Consider the following 16,183-nt stretch of genomic DNA (forward strand, 5'->3'; position numbering starts at 1 on the left):
CCGCGGCCGCAAGGATGCATACGGCCCCTCGTCCAGCGCTTCGCTCACTTGCCATAGTTTAGGAGGCGACACAGGCGAGCAGAACGGGCACCACCTGATTTGCCGGGGAACCCATCACGCTCAAGGACCCCTGCCGGCACGTAGCAGCTGCCCCGCAGAGCGTTCGTATTGTCGATCGTGGTGGTGCCTGTGGCCGTCGACCTCGTCGTGCCTCAGCTGATGCCTATGGAAAGCTCCGCAGCGCTCGCCGCTAACGCCCTGTCGGCGTGGCTCCTGGCCGACGCGGGATCCGCTTCGTCTGGTGCGCCCAGATCGCGATCTCGACTCGGTTGCGGGCACCGAGCTTCGTCATCAGGCTGGCGACGTGCGTCTTCACGGTGCTCAGGGTGATGTACAGCTCGCTCGCCATCTCGCTGTTGCTCAATCCACGGGCAACGGCCGCCAGCACCTGCTCCTCCCGCTCGGTGAGCGGCTCGACCGGTTGGGCGGGGACAGTCGCCGGCGCCGCATCCGCGAACGCTTCGAGCAATCGCACCGTCACATTGGGGGCGATCAGCGCATCACCGCTGGCGGCGGCACGCACCGCCTGCCCGAGCAAATCCGCACCGGCATCCTTCAGCAGGAAGCCCTTAGCCCCAGCCCGCAGTGCCGCATAGACGTACTCGTCGAGGTCGAACGTCGTGATGATGACAACCGCCATCGGGTTCTCCACGCCCGGTCCGGCGATGGCACGGGTGGCCTCGATGCCGTCCTGACCGGGCATCCGGATGTCGAACAGGCAGACATCCGGGCCCAGGCTGCGAGCGAGCGCCACCGCCTCGATGCCGTCGGACGCCTGCCCCACCACTTCGATGTCGGGCTGCGCATCGAGGATCATGCCGAGGCCAGTGCGCACCAACTCCTGGTCGTCAGCGATGAGCACGCGAATCGTCATGTGGTCCATCCAACACGAGGGAGCACTATGGTCACGACCCACCCGCCGCCGGGCGCTCGGCCGGATTGGCAGGTGCCGCCGAGCAGTGAGGTACGTTCCATCATTCCGGTGATGCCGTAGCCCGGCGTCGCGGCCGGTACCGCCTCACCGTCGTTGGTTACCGTCAGCCGCACTCCACTCTCGTCGATCTCGAGGACCACGTCGATGATGGAGGCGCCCCGGGCATGGCGGCGCGCGTTCGTCACCGACTCCTGCGCCAGCCGGAAGAGGGCCGCGGCCACGATCGGCGGGATGCTCTCCGTGTCACCAGTTATTCGAACATCAACGCGCGGACCGGCCGCCTCAGTGCCAGCCAATAGCGCAGTGCTGGCGAGCTGCTCGATGTCGGCGAGAGTCCGGCCAGGCGCCAGTTCAGGCGCGTCGCCCTGACGCAGAACGCGCACCATCGAGCGCATCTCAGCAAGGGTCTTGGACGCTTCCGCCTCGATCACGCGGAGGGCATCCGTCGCCGCTTCCGGCTTCAGGGCGGCAGTCGCCAGCCCAGCCTGGGCGCGGATGGCGATCGCGGAGACGTGGTGGGCGACCGTGTCGTGCAAATCCCGGGCGAGCATCTCTCGTTCCAGCAGCTTGGCGCGGTCGATCTCCCGCACCCTCGCCCGTGCCCGGTAGCGGAGGGCAACTCCGAGGGTGACCATGATGACGGTCAACCCGGCCTCTCCGACGATGTCGACGAAGAGGGCGCCGCCCAGGCCGTAAACCACGAGGTTGGCGAGAAGGATGCCGGACCCTAGCAGCAGGTCACGGCCTTTGCCCCACCGGAACAGTGCGTACGCCAGCAGGATGACGTACACACTCGTGTAGAGGATCGAGTTGTCCATCAACAGGGCCGCTACTGCCATAGCGCTGTACGCAATCGCGAGCATGAGCAGTGGCCGGGTCCGCCGCCACAGTAGCGTGGGGGCCGAGGCAATCACGATGACCGCGGCCAGAAGTGGTTGGGAGAGGTCGGTGCGGAGAATGGCCTCTAGGAGCGCGATGAGCACGACCAACGACACCAGCACCCAGTCCCGCCACACCCGCCGCGGCGGCGGAAGAACTGCGCCTGGCGCATTCCACGCGGAGCGCAGGAGACCGGTCACCCACTCATAATACGAGCGCGTCACCGTGGGCCTGAGAATGCGCGGGCCAGTTGAGCGCGCCGGAGGATCACGAACTCGGCGACGCCGGCGTTGATAACCCAGGCTGCGCCCGTGAGCAGCGCGTCGGTCAGGCTGTCGACCGGTCCAACGCCGAGGATCCAGAACGCGAACATGACGGCTTGGGTTCCCGCCGCGATGCCGAGCGCGTAGGCACGGGTCATCCAGGCGCCGTGAGCGCTGAACTCCCGGCGCTTGATGGCGAGGACTCCGAGGACGATGCTGGCCACCATGGCCGCGCCAAAGGCCAGTCGGACGACCATGAGCAGTGCGCTGTCGCCGTCCGGGAACGAGTAGAAGGCCGCCATCCACAAGCCGGACAGGGCAGCGATCAGGCCGGCGGGAATCAGGATGCCACCGGCGATGCGATGCCAGCCGCGCCGGTCGCGAAGCGACGGCAGGAACTGAAACGCACCGAGCAGGCAGTACACCGTGGCACTGACGATGTGGGCGATCACCGGAATCGGCGAGGCGAAGAATCGGGCGTTGTCTGTGGTGATGACGCCGCCGCTGGTCAGCTCGGTGACCCGGAACATGCCGGCGATCACCGGCAGGAGGCTGAGAAGTATCAGGCCGGTGGGCGCCAGCCACGGGGCTCTGCGGCGTCTGGTTGGCCGGTCGACTGGAGCGCGGCTGATGGGCGTTTCAGTTGTCATTGCTCGATACTCGCCTGGGAGTCGGGGGGAGACATCGGCAGGACGGCCGAGGGCCGGACTGTACTTTCGGTCGAGGTGATTCGGGCCTTTCTGCTGATGCCAGGCCTCACCGCGGTGGGGAATATGGAGTCAGACCACAACACCTCCAAAGGCTTCGACACCGCATTCGCAGGTTCGAAACCGCACTAAAATTGAAAGGTACGAGACAATGCCACACCCCACTTCAGCACCACATCCGGCCCCCCTGACTCGGTCGGCAATCGCGCCCCGAGATCGGAACACCGGGCCAGATCAACTGCCCACCTTTCGCCTGAACATGATGCGCGGCGGCTACCTCCTCATGGTGGTGGGCCTGATGATCGTCAAATGGCCGCTGCTGCTCCAGGCGTCGTCGATGCCCGTGTTCGAGGGTGTGGTCGTCTGCATTCTGACTGCCATGTCTCTGCTGGCGTTCCTTGGCCTCCGCTATCCCGTCGGGATGCTGCCGATCCTGCTGTTCGAGACGATCTGGAAGGTTCTGTGGCTCGCGATCGTGGCACTGCCCCATCTGATCGCCAATGACATGGATGCGGCAACCGAGGAGATGCTCTTCAGCGTCCTCTTCGTCGTCGCCATCCTTGCTGTGACCCCGTGGGACTACGTATGGAAGCGCTACGTCACGACACGCGGCGAGCGATGGGTTCGAAGCGTGAGAGATGAAACAGCGGATGGGGAGTGAACGGCACATTCCAGTGATGATTGCCGGGGCGTTTGAGGGTGGCGGCGGAGTCGTTTGAACTTATGCGGGCGTCTGCCATTTGCGGCGTCGGCCACCGAAGTGACCGCCGGTGACGTGCCCGTCGAGCCAGAGGGTTGAGGTGGCGAGGCAGATGTGATCGGCTGGGCTCAGGAAAGGGTAACAAGATGAGTGATCCGTCCTGGACGCAAGTCGTCAGAACCGTCGAACCGAATCAGCCCGAGCTTAAGCGGGTGCTCGGGCCAGGGCTGCTGCTCCTGTTCATCGTCGGGGACATCCTTGGCACGGGGATCTACGCGCTTACAGGCCAGGTCGCCGCTGAGGTTGGAGGTGCCGCTTGGTTGCCTTTCCTCCTCGCGTTCGCGGTGGCGACAGTGACTGCGTTCTCATACCTGGAGCTGGTGACGAAGTACCCGCAGGCAGCTGGCGCGGCGCTGTACACGCACAAGGCCTTCGGTATCCACTTCGTCACGTTCATCGTGTGCTTCATCGTGATGTCTTCCGGCATCACCTCTGCATCAACTGCGTCGCGTGCGTTCGCGGCGAACCTCGCCGTTGCCTTCCGCATTCCCGATGAGACGCTGACGACAATGCTCATCGCACTCGCATTCATCGGGCTCATCATGCTCGTCAATCTTCGCGGCGTGGCCGAGAGTGTGTGGCTCAATGTTCTCCTGACCCTGGTGGAGCTGTCGGGTCTGCTCCTCGTCATCTTCATTGGCATGTGGGCGATCGCCGGCGGCAACGCGGATTGGGCCCGGGTCGTGGCCTTCGACACACCCGAAGACAAGAACGTGCTGCTCGCAGTCAGCACCGCCACGTCCTTAGCCTTCTTTGCGATGGTCGGCTTCGAGGACTCGGTCAACATGGCGGAGGAAACGAAAGATCCGAGCCGTATCTTCCCGAAAATTATGCTGAGTGGACTGGGAATTGCCGCGGTGATCTACGTGCTGGTCTCGATCACCGTGGTCGCCCTCGTCCCCATCGGAGACCTCGTCGGCAGCGAGACGCCGTTGGTGACCGCCGTGGAGGCCGCGGCCCCCGGCTTCCCGATCAACGACTTGCTGCCATTCATCTCCATGTTCGCGGTCGCGAACACCGCGCTGATCAACATGATGATGGCGAGCCGTCTGCTCTACGGCATGAGCAGGCAGCAGGTTCTGCCACCTTTCCTCGCGAAAGTCGCCCTCAAGCGCCGCACGCCCTGGGCTGCGATCCTCTTCACGAGCGCGCTGGCAGCAGGACTCATCATTTACGTCTCCCTCGACGCCGAGGGCTCGATCGTCGCCCTGTTAGGCGGAACGACGTCGCTGCTGCTGCTCAGCGTATTCGCGGTCGTCAACGTGACCGTATTGGTGTTGCGCCGACAACCCGTCGAACACAAGCACTTCCGCACACCCGTCTTCCTACCGGTCGTAGGTGCGATCACGTGCCTATATCTGGTCTTCCCGTTCACTTCCGGTCGGCCGGTCGGGCAGTACTGGATCGCGATCGTGCTCCTGGCGATTGGCATCGTGTTGTGGGTAGCCGAGCGCCTGTACACGGCCGCGCGACGCCGTAACGAGTGATGTCTCGAAGAGATCTGGGGCTCGGCGTTCTGAGCGGACGTGGCAGCTCGGTGTTCTGCGGCCGCGTTAGTCGGCTCACGCTGAGGGTTCAAATCCGAGGTGTGTCGAACCCCTTCTCTAACGAGCGGCGTCGACTCCGTTGGTGAGAAGTCCGACGCCCAACATGACTAGCCCCACCAGCACTCCGAGCATCGCTGTCGTCATCACGGCTGTGTCTGCCGGAAGCATTGCGCAGGCTGCGGAGGAATCGTCGTACGGACAAGTGCGCCAAGGCTGAAAGAAGTCGACGATGGTCACGATCGCAGCGATAAATGCGATACCGGCACCAACCACGCGTGCTGTGACAGAGAGGCCGTTCTGTGCCTGGTAGCAGTCGCCAGCTGGCTCTTTTTGCGCGACTCACGAGTGACCTTCAGTCTGAGTAATTCGTCGGCGAGGAAGACCAGGAGTCTGGAATCGCGCTTCTAGCCGGGACGGAGACGTGACAGCGACGACATGCAAAGCCGATTTCCCCTGCGGTTCGGCCTGGGGTTCGGATCAAATGGTGTCGATGAAGTTCGCATCTAAGGACGACGCGGCTGCGGTCGCGCGGCTGCTCGGTTCAGCCGGGTATCGGTTAGGGCCGGCATCCGATCGACTAACATTCGGGGATGACGAATCCAGCTCCAATCGACGACGTCGCGATCGGTGGTGAGGTCATTCGCCTCGGGCAGTTCCTGAAATTCGCTGGACTCCTCGACTCCGGCGGAAACGTGAAAGAGGCCATCATCGACGGCCTTGTGGCCGTGAACGGCGAGGTTGATCGCCGCCGCGGAAGGCAGCTGCAGCTCGGCGACATCGTCAGCTTCGATGGACGCAGGGTTCGCGTCTGCCCATGAGGGTACCGGCGCGGACAGAGACAGGGACCACCAAGCGCAGAACCGGTGATTCGCGGTCGAGGATCGCTTGGGCGACGGGACTGTCCTGCTGAGCGTTCCCGCTAAACGTTCCTATCTGACACGGTCATTGCTCTTCCACGGCCCCATCAGCTGGATGGCGTGAGACCTCAGTGTTCCTCCCGAAGCTGTCGTTCGATCGTTCGATAGACCGTGGATCGGGCAACATTGAAAGTTCGGCGATTTCCGCAGTCGACTGGGTGCCGGCATTGTGCACTTCCATGAGATGCTTCTGCTGCGTATTCGAGAGTTTGGGCTGCTTCCCTCGAATGCGCCCGACGGGGTCGTTTGGGTCGTTAACGGACCCGCCGATGCTCAGCTTGACATCTTTGGCAGTGAGCTCATCGATGATGTCCTTCGCATCGCGGAGGGAACGGGCCAGTCGATCCTGTTCATTTGTGGATACGCGTGCGTAGCCAATCAGTAATTCAGTCATGACACGCAAGTTCGTCTGATCGCTTTCGCCGGTCAAGACCCGAAGTGCTCCCTCTACCGGCTTGCACCATACCCGGAGACGGCGCAACCTCCCGATGCCTTTCTAACGAGAAGCGGGCGGACGTAACTTCGTGGAATGTCCGGACAGCAATCTCGGATTCTGTCATTCTCCGAAGACGTGTGCACGGACTTCCGAGATCGTGTTCACAGGCTGTTTCCGTGAAGAGTACGTGATGACTGTTAGCCAGGGGTAGCGATGAGATCGCGGCTTGAGTTGGCGGGTTCTTCGTGGGTGAGGCTGATGGCGTGGGCGACAACGTCAGCCAGTCGGCCGTTGCGGTCGTAAGCGTGCCTCTGCTGGCTGGCCCCCGTTCCGTTGCTGAGGATCCTTTGCAGGGACTCCTCGACGTAGGCTGCGTCTCCGGCGTCTTCCAGGGCGTCCAGGACGTGGTCATGGAGTGCTGAGATGACATGTCTTGCGGTGTCCGGTTTGTGGGTTATCGGGTGGAGCAGCTCGCCGTGGATACCCCAGCGGCTGGCTCGCCAGACCCCCTGGCGCAGGATTGTCGCCGGAACCATGTCCGGTGCCTGTCCGGCCTTCCATTCTCGGGCAGCGGTCTCCACCAGTGCCCGCACCAGAGCGGCGATCAGGACAGTGTCGCGGGGATCAAGGCAAACATCGGATACCCGGATTTCGACGGTGGGGTGGCGTGCGGAGAGTCGCGCATCAAAATCCGGGTTGATGACCACGCCCGTGCCCGACAGGTCCGCCACCAGTGCGTGGTAGGCCTGTGCCGATCCGAAGACTTCCGTCGGCCCGGCGGTGGACCACCGGTTCCAGGCCTGCGTGCGGAAGCTGGCATAGCCGCTGTCAGTGCCGTTCCAGAACGGGGAATTCGAGCTCAACGCTATGAGCGGCGGCAGCCAGGACCTGATGCGATCCAGGACGGCGACGCCTTCCTCATCCGATTCGACGGAAACGTGGACATGGCATCCGCAGGTCAGCTGCTCGCGGGCCGTCAGAGCATACTTTTCCAGCAGCGCGTCATAACGGTCGTTGTTCGTGGGATGGGGTGTGACCGCCAGCGGGGAGGTGGCGAGGGCAGCGATCCTCGCACCCGCCTTTCGGGCGAGCGAGTCGGCAAAGGCGCGGCCTGCCCGTATCTCGGCGGCGAGTTCGCTCAAGCTGCTGTGCGGGTGCGTGATGACTTCGAGCTGTTCCTGGTGCAGCTCGACGGCCAGCATCGGCTGGGCAGAACCGATCACAGCCTGACCGAACGGGCCCTGGAGACGCAGCAGGTCTGCGGCCAAAGGCAGGGGGCTGCCCGTGTAGGGATCTACGATCAGGAATTCTTCCTCGACACCAAAAGTACGCACGTGATAAGTGTCGCCGACGAACGCGACAGCCGGCGCCACCCCGGAACCCTCGCGGGTTGCCCGAACTCCTTCGGTGAGCCCGCTGGTGGCCTCGATGACGCCGCACAGATCAAAGTTGCCGGCCTGATCCGTCATAGAACTCGGGGGAGTCCCTGTCCCGGCTGTGGCAAATGCTCGCCTGTCGAAGAAATCGCTGCGAGAGAGCCCTGACCTGTCTCAACACAGGTGTTCACCAATTGTTTCATTGACCGACGTATTGGGCGCTTTGAAACTTGATGGATGACGACAGAACTCGACGACGAAGAGGTCATCCGTCAGGTCATCGGCGAACTGAAGAAGAAGTTCGCGGATCGGCCACCAACGGAGGTCGAAGCAGCGGTTCGAGAAGAATTCACAGCGCTCGCGGATCGTCCTGTTCGCGACTACCTGCTCATACTCACCGAACGAGCAGCTAAAGAGCGTCTCAAGGACGCTGGCACAGCGCGAATAGTGAGCGCGCCAGTGAGTACAGGCAAGGTTGACGACTCACACTTCCCTGTGCGCGGGCGACCAACATCCCCGGCTGGAAGCTAGAACGACGCTTGAGGCGAACCGCTCTGACGCGAGCCTCGGCGAGCCCTGGTACTTCATGGACTGGATCGAGCGACATGGCCAAACCGGAGCGGTCGCCCGGGGTCTCGCGACGGTCCGCAGAGCGCATCCTGACGTCGTCGCACGCCTCGGCGAACGCCTCGCACTCATCGAGCGCCTGGTCCTCAGCCAACCTCGAGCGCGGCGAGGCATCCATGGCCGTCGTCTCGGCCGTACTGGACGACGCACTTGGTGCATACGCCGAGGGCCTCCGGGTGGAGAGCAGAAGCATCCGTTTCGAGGACGTACGGCGAGGGTTCGACGCCGCGATAGCGCTGCGCTCGAAGCTTGCCGTGGATGCCGTGGCCGGCCGCGTTCTCGGGTGAGTTCCGCGCAGGGCCCCATCAGCCGGCGCGTCGGTTCGATGTGCGCAAACGGCTCGCAGGCTGCCGGGAGAGGTGCTTTTGCGAGTACTGAATCCGATGCGGATGCGGGTGCCGACGGTTCACGCGTCGAATGTTTGCGCCGCGAGCCCGCCGCGAATTCCCAGCCGAGCACGCGATCGTGTCGATTAGACTGACCGGATCGTGGGCGGCAACGGTGCTCCCCGCGCGACTTCTGGAGAGAAGCCCGCCGTGACCCTGACAGCAGAACCGAGCACCCCGGTCCAGCCGGGTGAGCTAGCGCGTGCACACGACATCCTCACAACGATCGTTCGGGCCTACGGAGCGAAGGTCGTCGGGCAGTCCAGCCTTCGAACCAGCCTCCTGGTCGCGCTGATGACCGGTGGGCACGTGTTGCTGGAGAGCGTGCCCGGCCTCGCCAAGACGACAGCAGCCGAGTCGATCGCCGAAGCCGTCCAGGCGCGATTCAAACGAATCCAGTGCACCCCGGACCTGTTGCCATCCGACATCATCGGTACGCAGATCTACGACCCGGCAACGGGACGCTTCGACACTCAGCTCGGCCCCGTCCACGCGAACTTCGTGCTGCTCGACGAGATCAACCGCTCCAGCGCCAAGACGCAGTCGGCCATGCTCGAAGCGATGCAGGAGCGCCAAACCTCGATCGGCGGGGTGAACTATCCCCTCCCGCAGCCGTTCCTCTTTCTGGCGACGCAGAACCCGATCGAGCAGGAAGGCACCTACCACCTGCCTGAGGCACAACTCGACAGGTTCCTGATCAAGGAGAACCTGGACTATCCGAGCCTCACCGAAGAAGCGGAGATCGTGCGCCGGGTCAACTCGGGGATCTACGACGACGCGGCGCCTGCGCTCGCCTCCGCGTCGATCGATGATGTGCTGTTCCTCCAGTCGCTCGTCCGGCGGGTCTATCTGGATCCGTCGATCCTGAACTACATCGTCCAGGCCGTCTTCGTCTCCCGGAACGCGGCCCAGTACCTTTCCCCGGATCTTGCCGGCTACATCCAGTACGGTGCGAGTCCCCGCGCGTCCATCGCCTTCAGTGCAGTCGCCCGTGCCCTCGCGCTGCTCAACGGTCGAGACCATGTCATCCCGGAGGATGTCAAGTTCTTCCGTCACCAGGTGCTTCGACACCGGCTGATTCTGGGCTTCGAGGCCGCAGCAGACAACGTCGAACCTGAGACGATCATCGACGCGATCTTCGCGGCGATCTCCGTCCCGTAGGACGCATTGTGGACGAGCTGCTCCACCGGGTGAGAACACGACTGGCGATCCGCGCCCACCGCAAGGTGCGCGGACTGCTCGATGGCGAATACGTGTCACTCTTCCACGGCAAGAGCCTCGACTTCGATGACCTGCGCGCTTACATACCCGGCGATGACGTCAAGGACATCGACTGGAAAGCAACAGCCCGTGTGGGGTCTCCGCTGACGAAGAGATACATCGCCACCAAGAAACACGCTGTCCTCCTCGTCGTCGACACCGGCAGGGATTTCGCCGCTCTCGCCGAGGGAGGGACGCTTAAGCGTGACGTCGCGATCCTGGCTGCCGGGGTCATCGGCTACCTCGCCGTACGCCACGGCGACCACGTCGGACTCGTCGCGGGCGATGCAGACAGCACTGAGTACGTTCCGCTCCGCGGAACGGAGTCGCACCTCGAACGGCTGCTTCGGGTGATTCACAAGCGCACGAGCCTGAGCGCTGGGCCCAGTTCCCTGGCCGCGCAGCTCGATTACGTCCGGCGCACGTTCCGGCGTCGGATGCTCGTCATCGTGCTGGCAGACGACGGAGCCATCGCGGCCGATCGGGATGAGGAACTGCAACTCGTTCGACGGCTGTACGCCCAGCATGAGATTCTCTGGATCACCATCGGCGACGCCGACCCCACCCTCGAGGACTACGCCGACCGCGACATGATCGACGTCGCCGACGGGCGGGAGCTTCCCCCGTTCCTGCGCAGGGACAGCGCGCTTCGGAACGAATTCGCCACCGCTGTCGCTACCCGCACCGCGGCATCCGCCGAGCTGCTCGATCGGATCGGGATTTCCAGCCGCCGGATGTCAAGCGACGACGACGTCGTGCCCGGGCTCTTCCGTCTGCTGGAGGTGCACAACCATGCCCGGCGGTGACGGCTTCTACCCGCCAACGATGTATGCGCCGATCTGGGCGATCCTCGGCGCGATCCTCCTGATTCTGGTCGCGGCGTGGTACGCCTTCGTCTGGTGGTGGTCTCACAAGAGACACCGGATGCCTGGGCCTCCACCGGCCGCCGACCCGTTCCTCGAAGCCGCCCGATTGAAGAGCAAATATTACGGCCTGATCGAGGAGGTCGAGGAGGCCTGGCGCGCCGAGGAACTGAGCACGCGGGCAGCCCACCAGAAGCTCGGCACGCTCGTCAGGTTCTTCGTCTTCGAATCGAGCGGCCGCAAGGCGCAAGTCATGACGCTCGAAGACCTCAACCAGGCCAACCTTCGATCGGTCGCCGATGCCGTCGAACAGTACTACCCAGCCGAGTTCGCCGCCGTCGATCAGGGTGACGTGCCGTACTCAGCCGATGTGGCGCGCGAGGTGGTGGGCACGTGGAGTTGATGTACTGGTGGATGCCCCTCCTGTGGCTCGCCATCACCGCCGGAGTCGTGGCCCTGGCGCTGTGGTTGCGCGCCAGGCGACGAGCCCGAACCCTCGCCGATGCGGTCCCGGTGGCCCATTCCGACCGGCTCACCGAATTGCCCGCTTATCGCGCGGCACTGGCCAGGTACCGCGCGGCCCTGTACGGCGCCGCCGTCGTGGTTTCGCTCGTGCTGCTCGCTGCTGTACTGATGAGTTCCCGCCTGGTCAGCATCAGCAGCTACCAGCCTGAGATGCGCAACCGTGACATCGTGTTGTGTCTGGACGTCTCCGGTTCGATGATCGATTACGACGCAGCGATCGTGCGCACATTCCGTGAACTGGTCGACGAATTCGACGGTGAACGAATCGGGCTCGTGCTGTTCAACGCGTCGGCGGTCACCTACTTCCCCCTGACCACCGATTACCGCTTCGTTCGTGAGCAGCTCGCCTCCCTGGAGAACGACCTGTCTTCGCCGCTCTCCGACTACTCATTCATCAACGGAACCCTCCTCGGCGAGGGCTCGTCCCTCATCGGTGACGGACTCGGCTCCTGCGTCATGCGCTTCGATGAGGCCGAGAAGGAACGGTCTCGCTCGATCGTCCTGGCCACAGACAACTACGTCGCAGGAAAACAGATCCTTACCCTGCCCGAGGCGGGGGTTTTCGCAACCGAGCGGAACGTGCGGGTCTATGGCATCAACCCCGGAGATGTCACGAGTAAGGACTACATCGCCGAGTTCGCCCGTGAGATGGAACAGGTCGTTCTCGCCACTGACGGAGGATACTTCGCGCTCGCCGATCCGTCCGCTATCCCGTCGATCGTCGACGGGATAGAGGAGCAGCAGACCACCCGGCTCACCGGGGCACCCGTGCTCGTGCGCACGGACGAGCCGACCTGGCCGTTCCTCATGAGCGTTCTTGGCACGGCTCTGATCATGTATTTCGGCTGGAGGCTCAAGCGATGACGTTTTCGCCACTCCTCCCGGTAGGCATGCTCGTCGTCGTGCTCGGCGCACTGGCCCTGTTCGCGATCGTGCAATACGCACGGGCGCCGAAACGGCCGGGCTCCTGGCACTGGCTGATCCGGCTGGGTATGGTTCTCCTGCTGTTCGGGCTCGCTCTCCGGCCCGGAGTGCCGACGAACCTTCAGCCGCCGACAGCGTCAGGGGATGTCGACGTCTACTTCGTGGTCGACACCACGAGCAGCATGGCGGCCGAGGATTACGGCCCAGCCGGTGAACCGCGCCTCGTCGGGGTTCGCGCCGATATAGCCGAGATTGCTTCGAGGCTCGCCGGCGCCCGGTTCTCACTGATCACCTTCGACGCCGAAACGGTGCAACGGTTGCCCCTCACCACTGACACCTCTGCCCTCGTGTCCGGTGCGAACGCCCTGAATCAGGAAGTAACCATCTATTCGACCGGCAGCAGCATCTCTGCGCCTGCCGCGTATCTCGCTGAACGCCTGGCTGGGGATGCTGAACAATACCCCGGCCGCACTCGCGTTCTGTATTACCTCGGCGACGGCGAACAGACCGTGGCCCGGGCGCCGGATTCCTTCGAGCCGGTCGGCACATTCGTCGATGAGGGTGCCGTGCTCGGCTACGGCACCGCATCCGGTGGTCGCATGCGGCAGTTCAACGGGTACGACGACAGTGAAGCCGATCGGCCGTACATCACCTGGTTCAGCGACGGAGGAATGCAGGACGCCGTGTCTCGCATCGACGAGGTGGCGTTGCAGTCGATAGCGACAGAGCTCGGCGTGGACTACCTGCACCGTGACCCCGCTGAGCTCATCGACCAGGCCCTCGTGGGAATCACCGTCGGCAAGGTCAGTGCTGAACGGGAACCGGTCGTCGACACCCCCGAGTTCTACTGGCTTTTCGCGATCGGGTTCGGGATGCTGGCGCTTACTGAAGTCGGCGCTCTCGCCGTCGCGCTCCGTGACCTTCGCCGTCTGGAAGGGGGAGGGCGTGCTGCTTAAGTCGACGGCTCCCGTGAAACGGACCAGGCGGAGGATGATCCTGTTCTCCCTGCCGGTTGTCTTTCTGGCGCTGTTCGTCGCCTGGAAGCTGTTCAGCATGCCGGTTCTGGCGCAGCGGGGAATCGACGCGTACGACCAGGGGCACGTGGAACGCAGTGTCGAAGCATCCGATTCGCTGATGTTCCTCAACGTCGCCGAGACCTGGATCCCCTACTTCAACCGGGGCACCGCTCACGCCGCCGGGCAGGCGTACTCGGATGCGACCGACGACCTTGCGAAAGCGTTGGAAAGGGCACCGCAGGAACGCCGCTGCGATGTCCGGGTGAATCTTGCGCTCGCCTGGGAGATGCAGGGTGACTCCTACTTCGAGGCCGGCTACTTCGCCGGCGCGATCAGGCTTTACGAGACCGCCAAGGCGGTTCTCGACGCCGGGGCAGACGAAGGCTGCTTCGAACAGCCACCGCCGGAGGAAGAACAGACCGAAGAGCAGCCTTCGCCGGAACAGCCCGAAAACGAGACCGCGGAGAGGCTCCAGCAGGCCGACGAGCGGGTCACCGAGAAGCTACGCCAGAGCGAGCAGCAGGAGGCGCCTGAGCAGCCGGAGACGAATGCCGGCGAGCCAGAGGAAGAGAGCGACGGGGGAGGGGGCAAGGTCGACGAGCTGAAAGAGCGAGGCGATGAAGCCGAGAAGGAGAAGCAGAACCAGGACTCCACTCAACGCGGGCAGGACGGCAGCAGGAACTACGTCGAGAAGCCGTGGTGACCCAGACATGACGGCCGCGACTGGGCACGCCTCTCCTCGGCGATAGCATTGACGAATGGTTACGCGCCTCACCAACTTTTTCCTGAAGACCCTCCGTGAAGACCCCTCAGACGCCGAGGTGATCAGTCACCGGCTCCTCGTCCGAGCCGGATACATCCGGCGGCAGGCGCCCGGCATCTTCGCGTGGCTGCCGCTCGGCCTCCGCGTCAAGAGCAAGATCGAGCGCATCGTTCACGAGGAGATGACGAACGCCGGCGCGCACGAAGTGCATTTCCCGGCGCTGCTGCCACGCGAACCCTATGAAATAACCGGCCGGTGGGACGAGTACGGTGACGGGCTGTTCCGGCTGAAGGACCGCAAAGGCAGCGACATGCTTCTCGCTCCGACCCATGAAGAGGCCTTCGCCCTCCTGGTGAAAGACCTGTACTCGTCGTACAAAGAGCTGCCGCTGTCGATCTACCAGATCCAGGACAAGTACCGCGATGAGGCCAGGCCTCGTGCGGGTCTGCTCCGCGGCCGGGAGTTCACAATGAAGGACGCATACTCCTTCGACCACACCGATGCCGGGCTCGAGGTCAGCTACCAGGCACAGCGCGACGCCTACGAGCGGATCTTCACCCGTCTCGGACTCGAATACGTCATCGTCGAAGCTGACGCCGGTGCGATGGGTGGCTCGAAGAGCGAGGAATTCCTCCACCCGACCGCTGTCGGCGAGGACACCTTCGTGCGCTCCGCCGGAGGTTACGCGGCAAACGTCGAAGCCTGGACCACCCTGGCGCCGCCCGCTCTCCCGATCGACAGGCAGCCGGAGCCGAAAGTCCACGACACCCCGGATACTCCCACCATCCAGACGCTCGTCGACCTCGCCAACGCGGAGCACCCACGCGAGGACGGCGTCGCCTGGACTGCGGCCGACACCCTGAAGAACGTGGTCCTGGCGCTGAGGGCACTCGACGGAACCCGCGAGCTCGTCATCGTCGGCCTCCCCGGAGACCGCGACGTTGACCTCAAACGTGCCGAGGTGGCCTTCGCTCCCGCTGAGATCGAAGCGGCGACCGAAGCAGACTTCGCCAAACACCCCGGCCTGGTGAGAGGCTACATCGGGCCGTGGAGCGAGAGCGGAGCAATACTCGGCGAGAAATCGACCACCGGCATCCGCTACCTCCTTGACCCCCGTGTCGTCGACGGCACCAGCTGGATCACCGGCGCCAACGCCGACGGCAGGCACGTCTTCGGACTCGTCGCCGGCCGCGACTTCGCCGGTGACGGGATCGCCGAAGTCGCGGATGTCCGCGCAGGCGACCCGGCCCCCGACGGATCCGGCCCCGTCGAACTTGCCCGCGGCATGGAGATCGGGCACGTGTTCCAGCTCGGTCGCAAGTATGCCGAGGCGCTCGGACTCAAGGTGCTCGACGAGAACGGCAAGCTCGTCACCGTCACCATGGGCTCGTACGGCGTGGGCATCACCCGCATCATGGCGGTCATCGCCGAGAGCAACAACGACGGCAAGGGCCTGATCTGGCCCACCAACGTGAGCCCGTTCGACGTGCACGTTGTCGCCGCCGGCAAAGAGCCGATCGTCTGGGAGACGGCCGAGGCCCTCGTCGGAGCGCTCGAGAAGAGCGGCAAAGACGTGCTGTTCGACGACCGCCCCAAGGTTTCGCCCGGTGTGAAGTTCGGCGACGCCGAGCTGCTCGGTGTTCCGCTCATCGTTATCGTGGGCCGCGGCGCGGTCGACGGCAATGTCGAGCTCTGGGATCGCCGCAGCAACGAACGCACGCCGTACACGGTCGCCGAGCTGGTAGAGGTGCTGTCGAAGTGATCTCGTTGCCCGGAGCGGCCCAACCCGTGCACACGCGCATCAGCGCCGACGAACTGGCGCGCGCCTCGTCGATCCTCAAGACCATCTCCGCCTCGTACGAGCACACGGTGGTGGGCCAGGACGGCCTCCGCTCCAGCCTGCTGATCGCGCTCATGACGGGCGGGCACATCCTGCTCGA

At 64.1% G+C, this 16,183-nt stretch carries 17 protein-coding genes and 1 pseudogene; 13 read left to right on the forward strand and 5 right to left on the reverse strand.

The window, feature by feature from the left end; translation table 11 throughout:
- Positions 1-250: 250 nt before the first annotated feature.
- The 3 genes from ACLQ62_RS08725 to ACLQ62_RS08735 are packed head-to-tail and all read right to left on the reverse strand — an operon-like array spanning position 251 to position 2,786.
- A complete protein-coding gene (locus ACLQ62_RS08725) occupies positions 251-934 on the reverse strand; it encodes a response regulator (RefSeq protein ID WP_411721254.1) in 684 nt (227 codons plus the stop codon).
- Positions 931-2,073, reverse strand: coding sequence for a sensor histidine kinase (locus ACLQ62_RS08730; protein WP_411721255.1), 1,143 nt, complete (start codon positions 2,071-2,073; stop codon positions 931-933). Before ACLQ62_RS08730 ends, ACLQ62_RS08725 begins: the two co-directional genes overlap by 4 nt.
- A gap of 20 nt (positions 2,074-2,093) precedes the next feature.
- Positions 2,094-2,786 carry a DUF2306 domain-containing protein gene (locus tag ACLQ62_RS08735; protein ID WP_411721256.1) on the reverse strand — a complete coding sequence of 231 codons (693 nt, stop codon included), beginning with the start codon at positions 2,784-2,786 and terminating at the stop codon, positions 2,094-2,096.
- A 316-nt stretch (positions 2,787-3,102) separates the two neighbouring features.
- On the opposite strand from ACLQ62_RS08735, the gene ACLQ62_RS08740 reads away from it, so the two are divergent.
- The 3 genes from ACLQ62_RS08740 to ACLQ62_RS08750 all read left to right on the forward strand — a co-directional run bounded on the left by ACLQ62_RS08740 (position 3,103) and on the right by ACLQ62_RS08750 (position 5,968).
- The gene (locus ACLQ62_RS08740; RefSeq protein WP_411721257.1) at positions 3,103-3,504 is read left to right on the forward strand and encodes a hypothetical protein; all 402 of its coding nucleotides are present in this window, start codon (positions 3,103-3,105) and stop codon (positions 3,502-3,504) included.
- 185 nt (positions 3,505-3,689) lie between these two features.
- On the forward strand, positions 3,690-5,090 hold the full coding sequence (locus tag ACLQ62_RS08745) for an APC family permease (protein WP_411721258.1): 1,401 nt from the start codon (positions 3,690-3,692) through the stop codon (positions 5,088-5,090).
- Positions 5,091-5,740: 650 nt separating this feature from the next.
- On the forward strand, positions 5,741-5,968 hold the full coding sequence (locus tag ACLQ62_RS08750; RefSeq protein WP_411721259.1) for an RNA-binding S4 domain-containing protein: 228 nt from the start codon (positions 5,741-5,743) through the stop codon (positions 5,966-5,968).
- 124 nt (positions 5,969-6,092) lie between these two features.
- On the opposite strand, the gene ACLQ62_RS08755 is transcribed toward ACLQ62_RS08750, so the two are convergent.
- Complete coding sequence (locus ACLQ62_RS08755; protein WP_411721260.1) at positions 6,093-6,461, reverse strand: hypothetical protein; 369 nt, start codon at positions 6,459-6,461, stop codon at positions 6,093-6,095.
- A gap of 239 nt (positions 6,462-6,700) precedes the next feature.
- Complete coding sequence (locus ACLQ62_RS08760) at positions 6,701-7,972, reverse strand: glutamate--cysteine ligase (protein WP_411721261.1); 1,272 nt, start codon at positions 7,970-7,972, stop codon at positions 6,701-6,703.
- A gap of 144 nt (positions 7,973-8,116) precedes the next feature.
- Between ACLQ62_RS08760 and ACLQ62_RS08765 the strand changes: the two genes are divergently transcribed.
- The 10 genes and pseudogenes from ACLQ62_RS08765 to ACLQ62_RS08810 form a co-directional block, all read left to right on the forward strand.
- Positions 8,117-8,410: a three-helix bundle dimerization domain-containing protein gene (locus tag ACLQ62_RS08765; RefSeq protein ID WP_411721262.1), complete on the forward strand. Its 294-nt coding sequence runs from the start codon at positions 8,117-8,119 to the stop codon at positions 8,408-8,410.
- Between the two features lie 74 nt (positions 8,411-8,484).
- Complete coding sequence (locus ACLQ62_RS08770) at positions 8,485-8,793, forward strand: hypothetical protein (RefSeq protein ID WP_411721263.1); 309 nt, start codon at positions 8,485-8,487, stop codon at positions 8,791-8,793.
- Positions 8,794-9,042: 249 nt separating this feature from the next.
- Positions 9,043-10,053: an AAA family ATPase gene (locus ACLQ62_RS08775; protein WP_411721264.1), complete on the forward strand. Its 1,011-nt coding sequence runs from the start codon at positions 9,043-9,045 to the stop codon at positions 10,051-10,053.
- An 8-nt stretch (positions 10,054-10,061) separates the two neighbouring features.
- Complete coding sequence (locus ACLQ62_RS08780; RefSeq protein ID WP_411721265.1) at positions 10,062-10,958, forward strand: DUF58 domain-containing protein; 897 nt, start codon at positions 10,062-10,064, stop codon at positions 10,956-10,958.
- The gene (locus ACLQ62_RS08785) at positions 10,945-11,418 is read left to right on the forward strand and encodes a hypothetical protein (protein WP_411721266.1); all 474 of its coding nucleotides are present in this window, start codon (positions 10,945-10,947) and stop codon (positions 11,416-11,418) included. The genes ACLQ62_RS08780 and ACLQ62_RS08785 overlap by 14 nt, the downstream gene beginning before the upstream one ends.
- A complete protein-coding gene (locus tag ACLQ62_RS08790; RefSeq protein WP_411721270.1) occupies positions 11,418-12,404 on the forward strand; it encodes a VWA domain-containing protein in 987 nt (328 codons plus the stop codon). The genes ACLQ62_RS08785 and ACLQ62_RS08790 overlap by 1 nt, the downstream gene beginning before the upstream one ends.
- Positions 12,401-13,420 (forward strand): VWA domain-containing protein, encoded by a 1,020-nt coding sequence (locus ACLQ62_RS08795; RefSeq protein WP_411721267.1) that lies wholly within the window; start codon positions 12,401-12,403, stop codon positions 13,418-13,420. Before ACLQ62_RS08790 ends, ACLQ62_RS08795 begins: the two co-directional genes overlap by 4 nt.
- Positions 13,410-14,183 (forward strand): hypothetical protein, encoded by a 774-nt coding sequence (locus ACLQ62_RS08800; protein WP_411721268.1) that lies wholly within the window; start codon positions 13,410-13,412, stop codon positions 14,181-14,183. The genes ACLQ62_RS08795 and ACLQ62_RS08800 overlap by 11 nt, the downstream gene beginning before the upstream one ends.
- Positions 14,184-14,238: 55 nt before the next feature.
- Positions 14,239-16,005 (forward strand): proline--tRNA ligase, encoded by a 1,767-nt coding sequence (locus ACLQ62_RS08805; RefSeq protein WP_411721269.1) that lies wholly within the window; start codon positions 14,239-14,241, stop codon positions 16,003-16,005.
- A pseudogene (locus ACLQ62_RS08810) lies at positions 16,002-16,183 on the forward strand (AAA family ATPase); the annotation flags it as partial. The gene ACLQ62_RS08805 and the pseudogene ACLQ62_RS08810, both read left to right, overlap by 4 nt.

This window comes from Mycetocola sp., from assembly GCF_046716805.1.
Classification (GTDB): Bacteria; Actinomycetota; Actinomycetes; order Actinomycetales; family Microbacteriaceae; genus Mycetocola_A.

Bases quoted from the DNA above. Each gene is read 5' to 3' on its own strand.
- ACLQ62_RS08725 (WP_411721254.1), bottom strand. From the start codon at position 934: ATGACGATTCGCGTGCTCATCGCTGACGACCAGGAGTTGGTGCGCACT.
- ACLQ62_RS08735 (WP_411721256.1), bottom strand. From the start codon at position 2,786: ATGACAACTGAAACGCCCATCAGCCGCGCTCCAGTCGACCGGCCAACC.
- ACLQ62_RS08740 (WP_411721257.1), top strand. From the start codon at position 3,103: ATGATGCGCGGCGGCTACCTCCTCATGGTGGTGGGCCTGATGATCGTC.
- ACLQ62_RS08745 (WP_411721258.1), top strand. From the start codon at position 3,690: ATGAGTGATCCGTCCTGGACGCAAGTCGTCAGAACCGTCGAACCGAAT.
- ACLQ62_RS08750 (WP_411721259.1), top strand. From the start codon at position 5,741: ATGACGAATCCAGCTCCAATCGACGACGTCGCGATCGGTGGTGAGGTC.
- ACLQ62_RS08755 (WP_411721260.1), bottom strand. From the start codon at position 6,461: ATGACTGAATTACTGATTGGCTACGCACGCGTATCCACAAATGAACAG.
- ACLQ62_RS08760 (WP_411721261.1), bottom strand. From the start codon at position 7,972: ATGACGGATCAGGCCGGCAACTTTGATCTGTGCGGCGTCATCGAGGCC.
- ACLQ62_RS08765 (WP_411721262.1), top strand. From the start codon at position 8,117: ATGACGACAGAACTCGACGACGAAGAGGTCATCCGTCAGGTCATCGGC.
- ACLQ62_RS08770 (WP_411721263.1), top strand. From the start codon at position 8,485: ATGGCCAAACCGGAGCGGTCGCCCGGGGTCTCGCGACGGTCCGCAGAG.
- ACLQ62_RS08785 (WP_411721266.1), top strand. From the start codon at position 10,945: ATGCCCGGCGGTGACGGCTTCTACCCGCCAACGATGTATGCGCCGATC.
- ACLQ62_RS08790 (WP_411721270.1), top strand. From the start codon at position 11,418: ATGTACTGGTGGATGCCCCTCCTGTGGCTCGCCATCACCGCCGGAGTC.
- ACLQ62_RS08795 (WP_411721267.1), top strand. From the start codon at position 12,401: ATGACGTTTTCGCCACTCCTCCCGGTAGGCATGCTCGTCGTCGTGCTC.
- ACLQ62_RS08805 (WP_411721269.1), top strand. From the start codon at position 14,239: ATGGTTACGCGCCTCACCAACTTTTTCCTGAAGACCCTCCGTGAAGAC.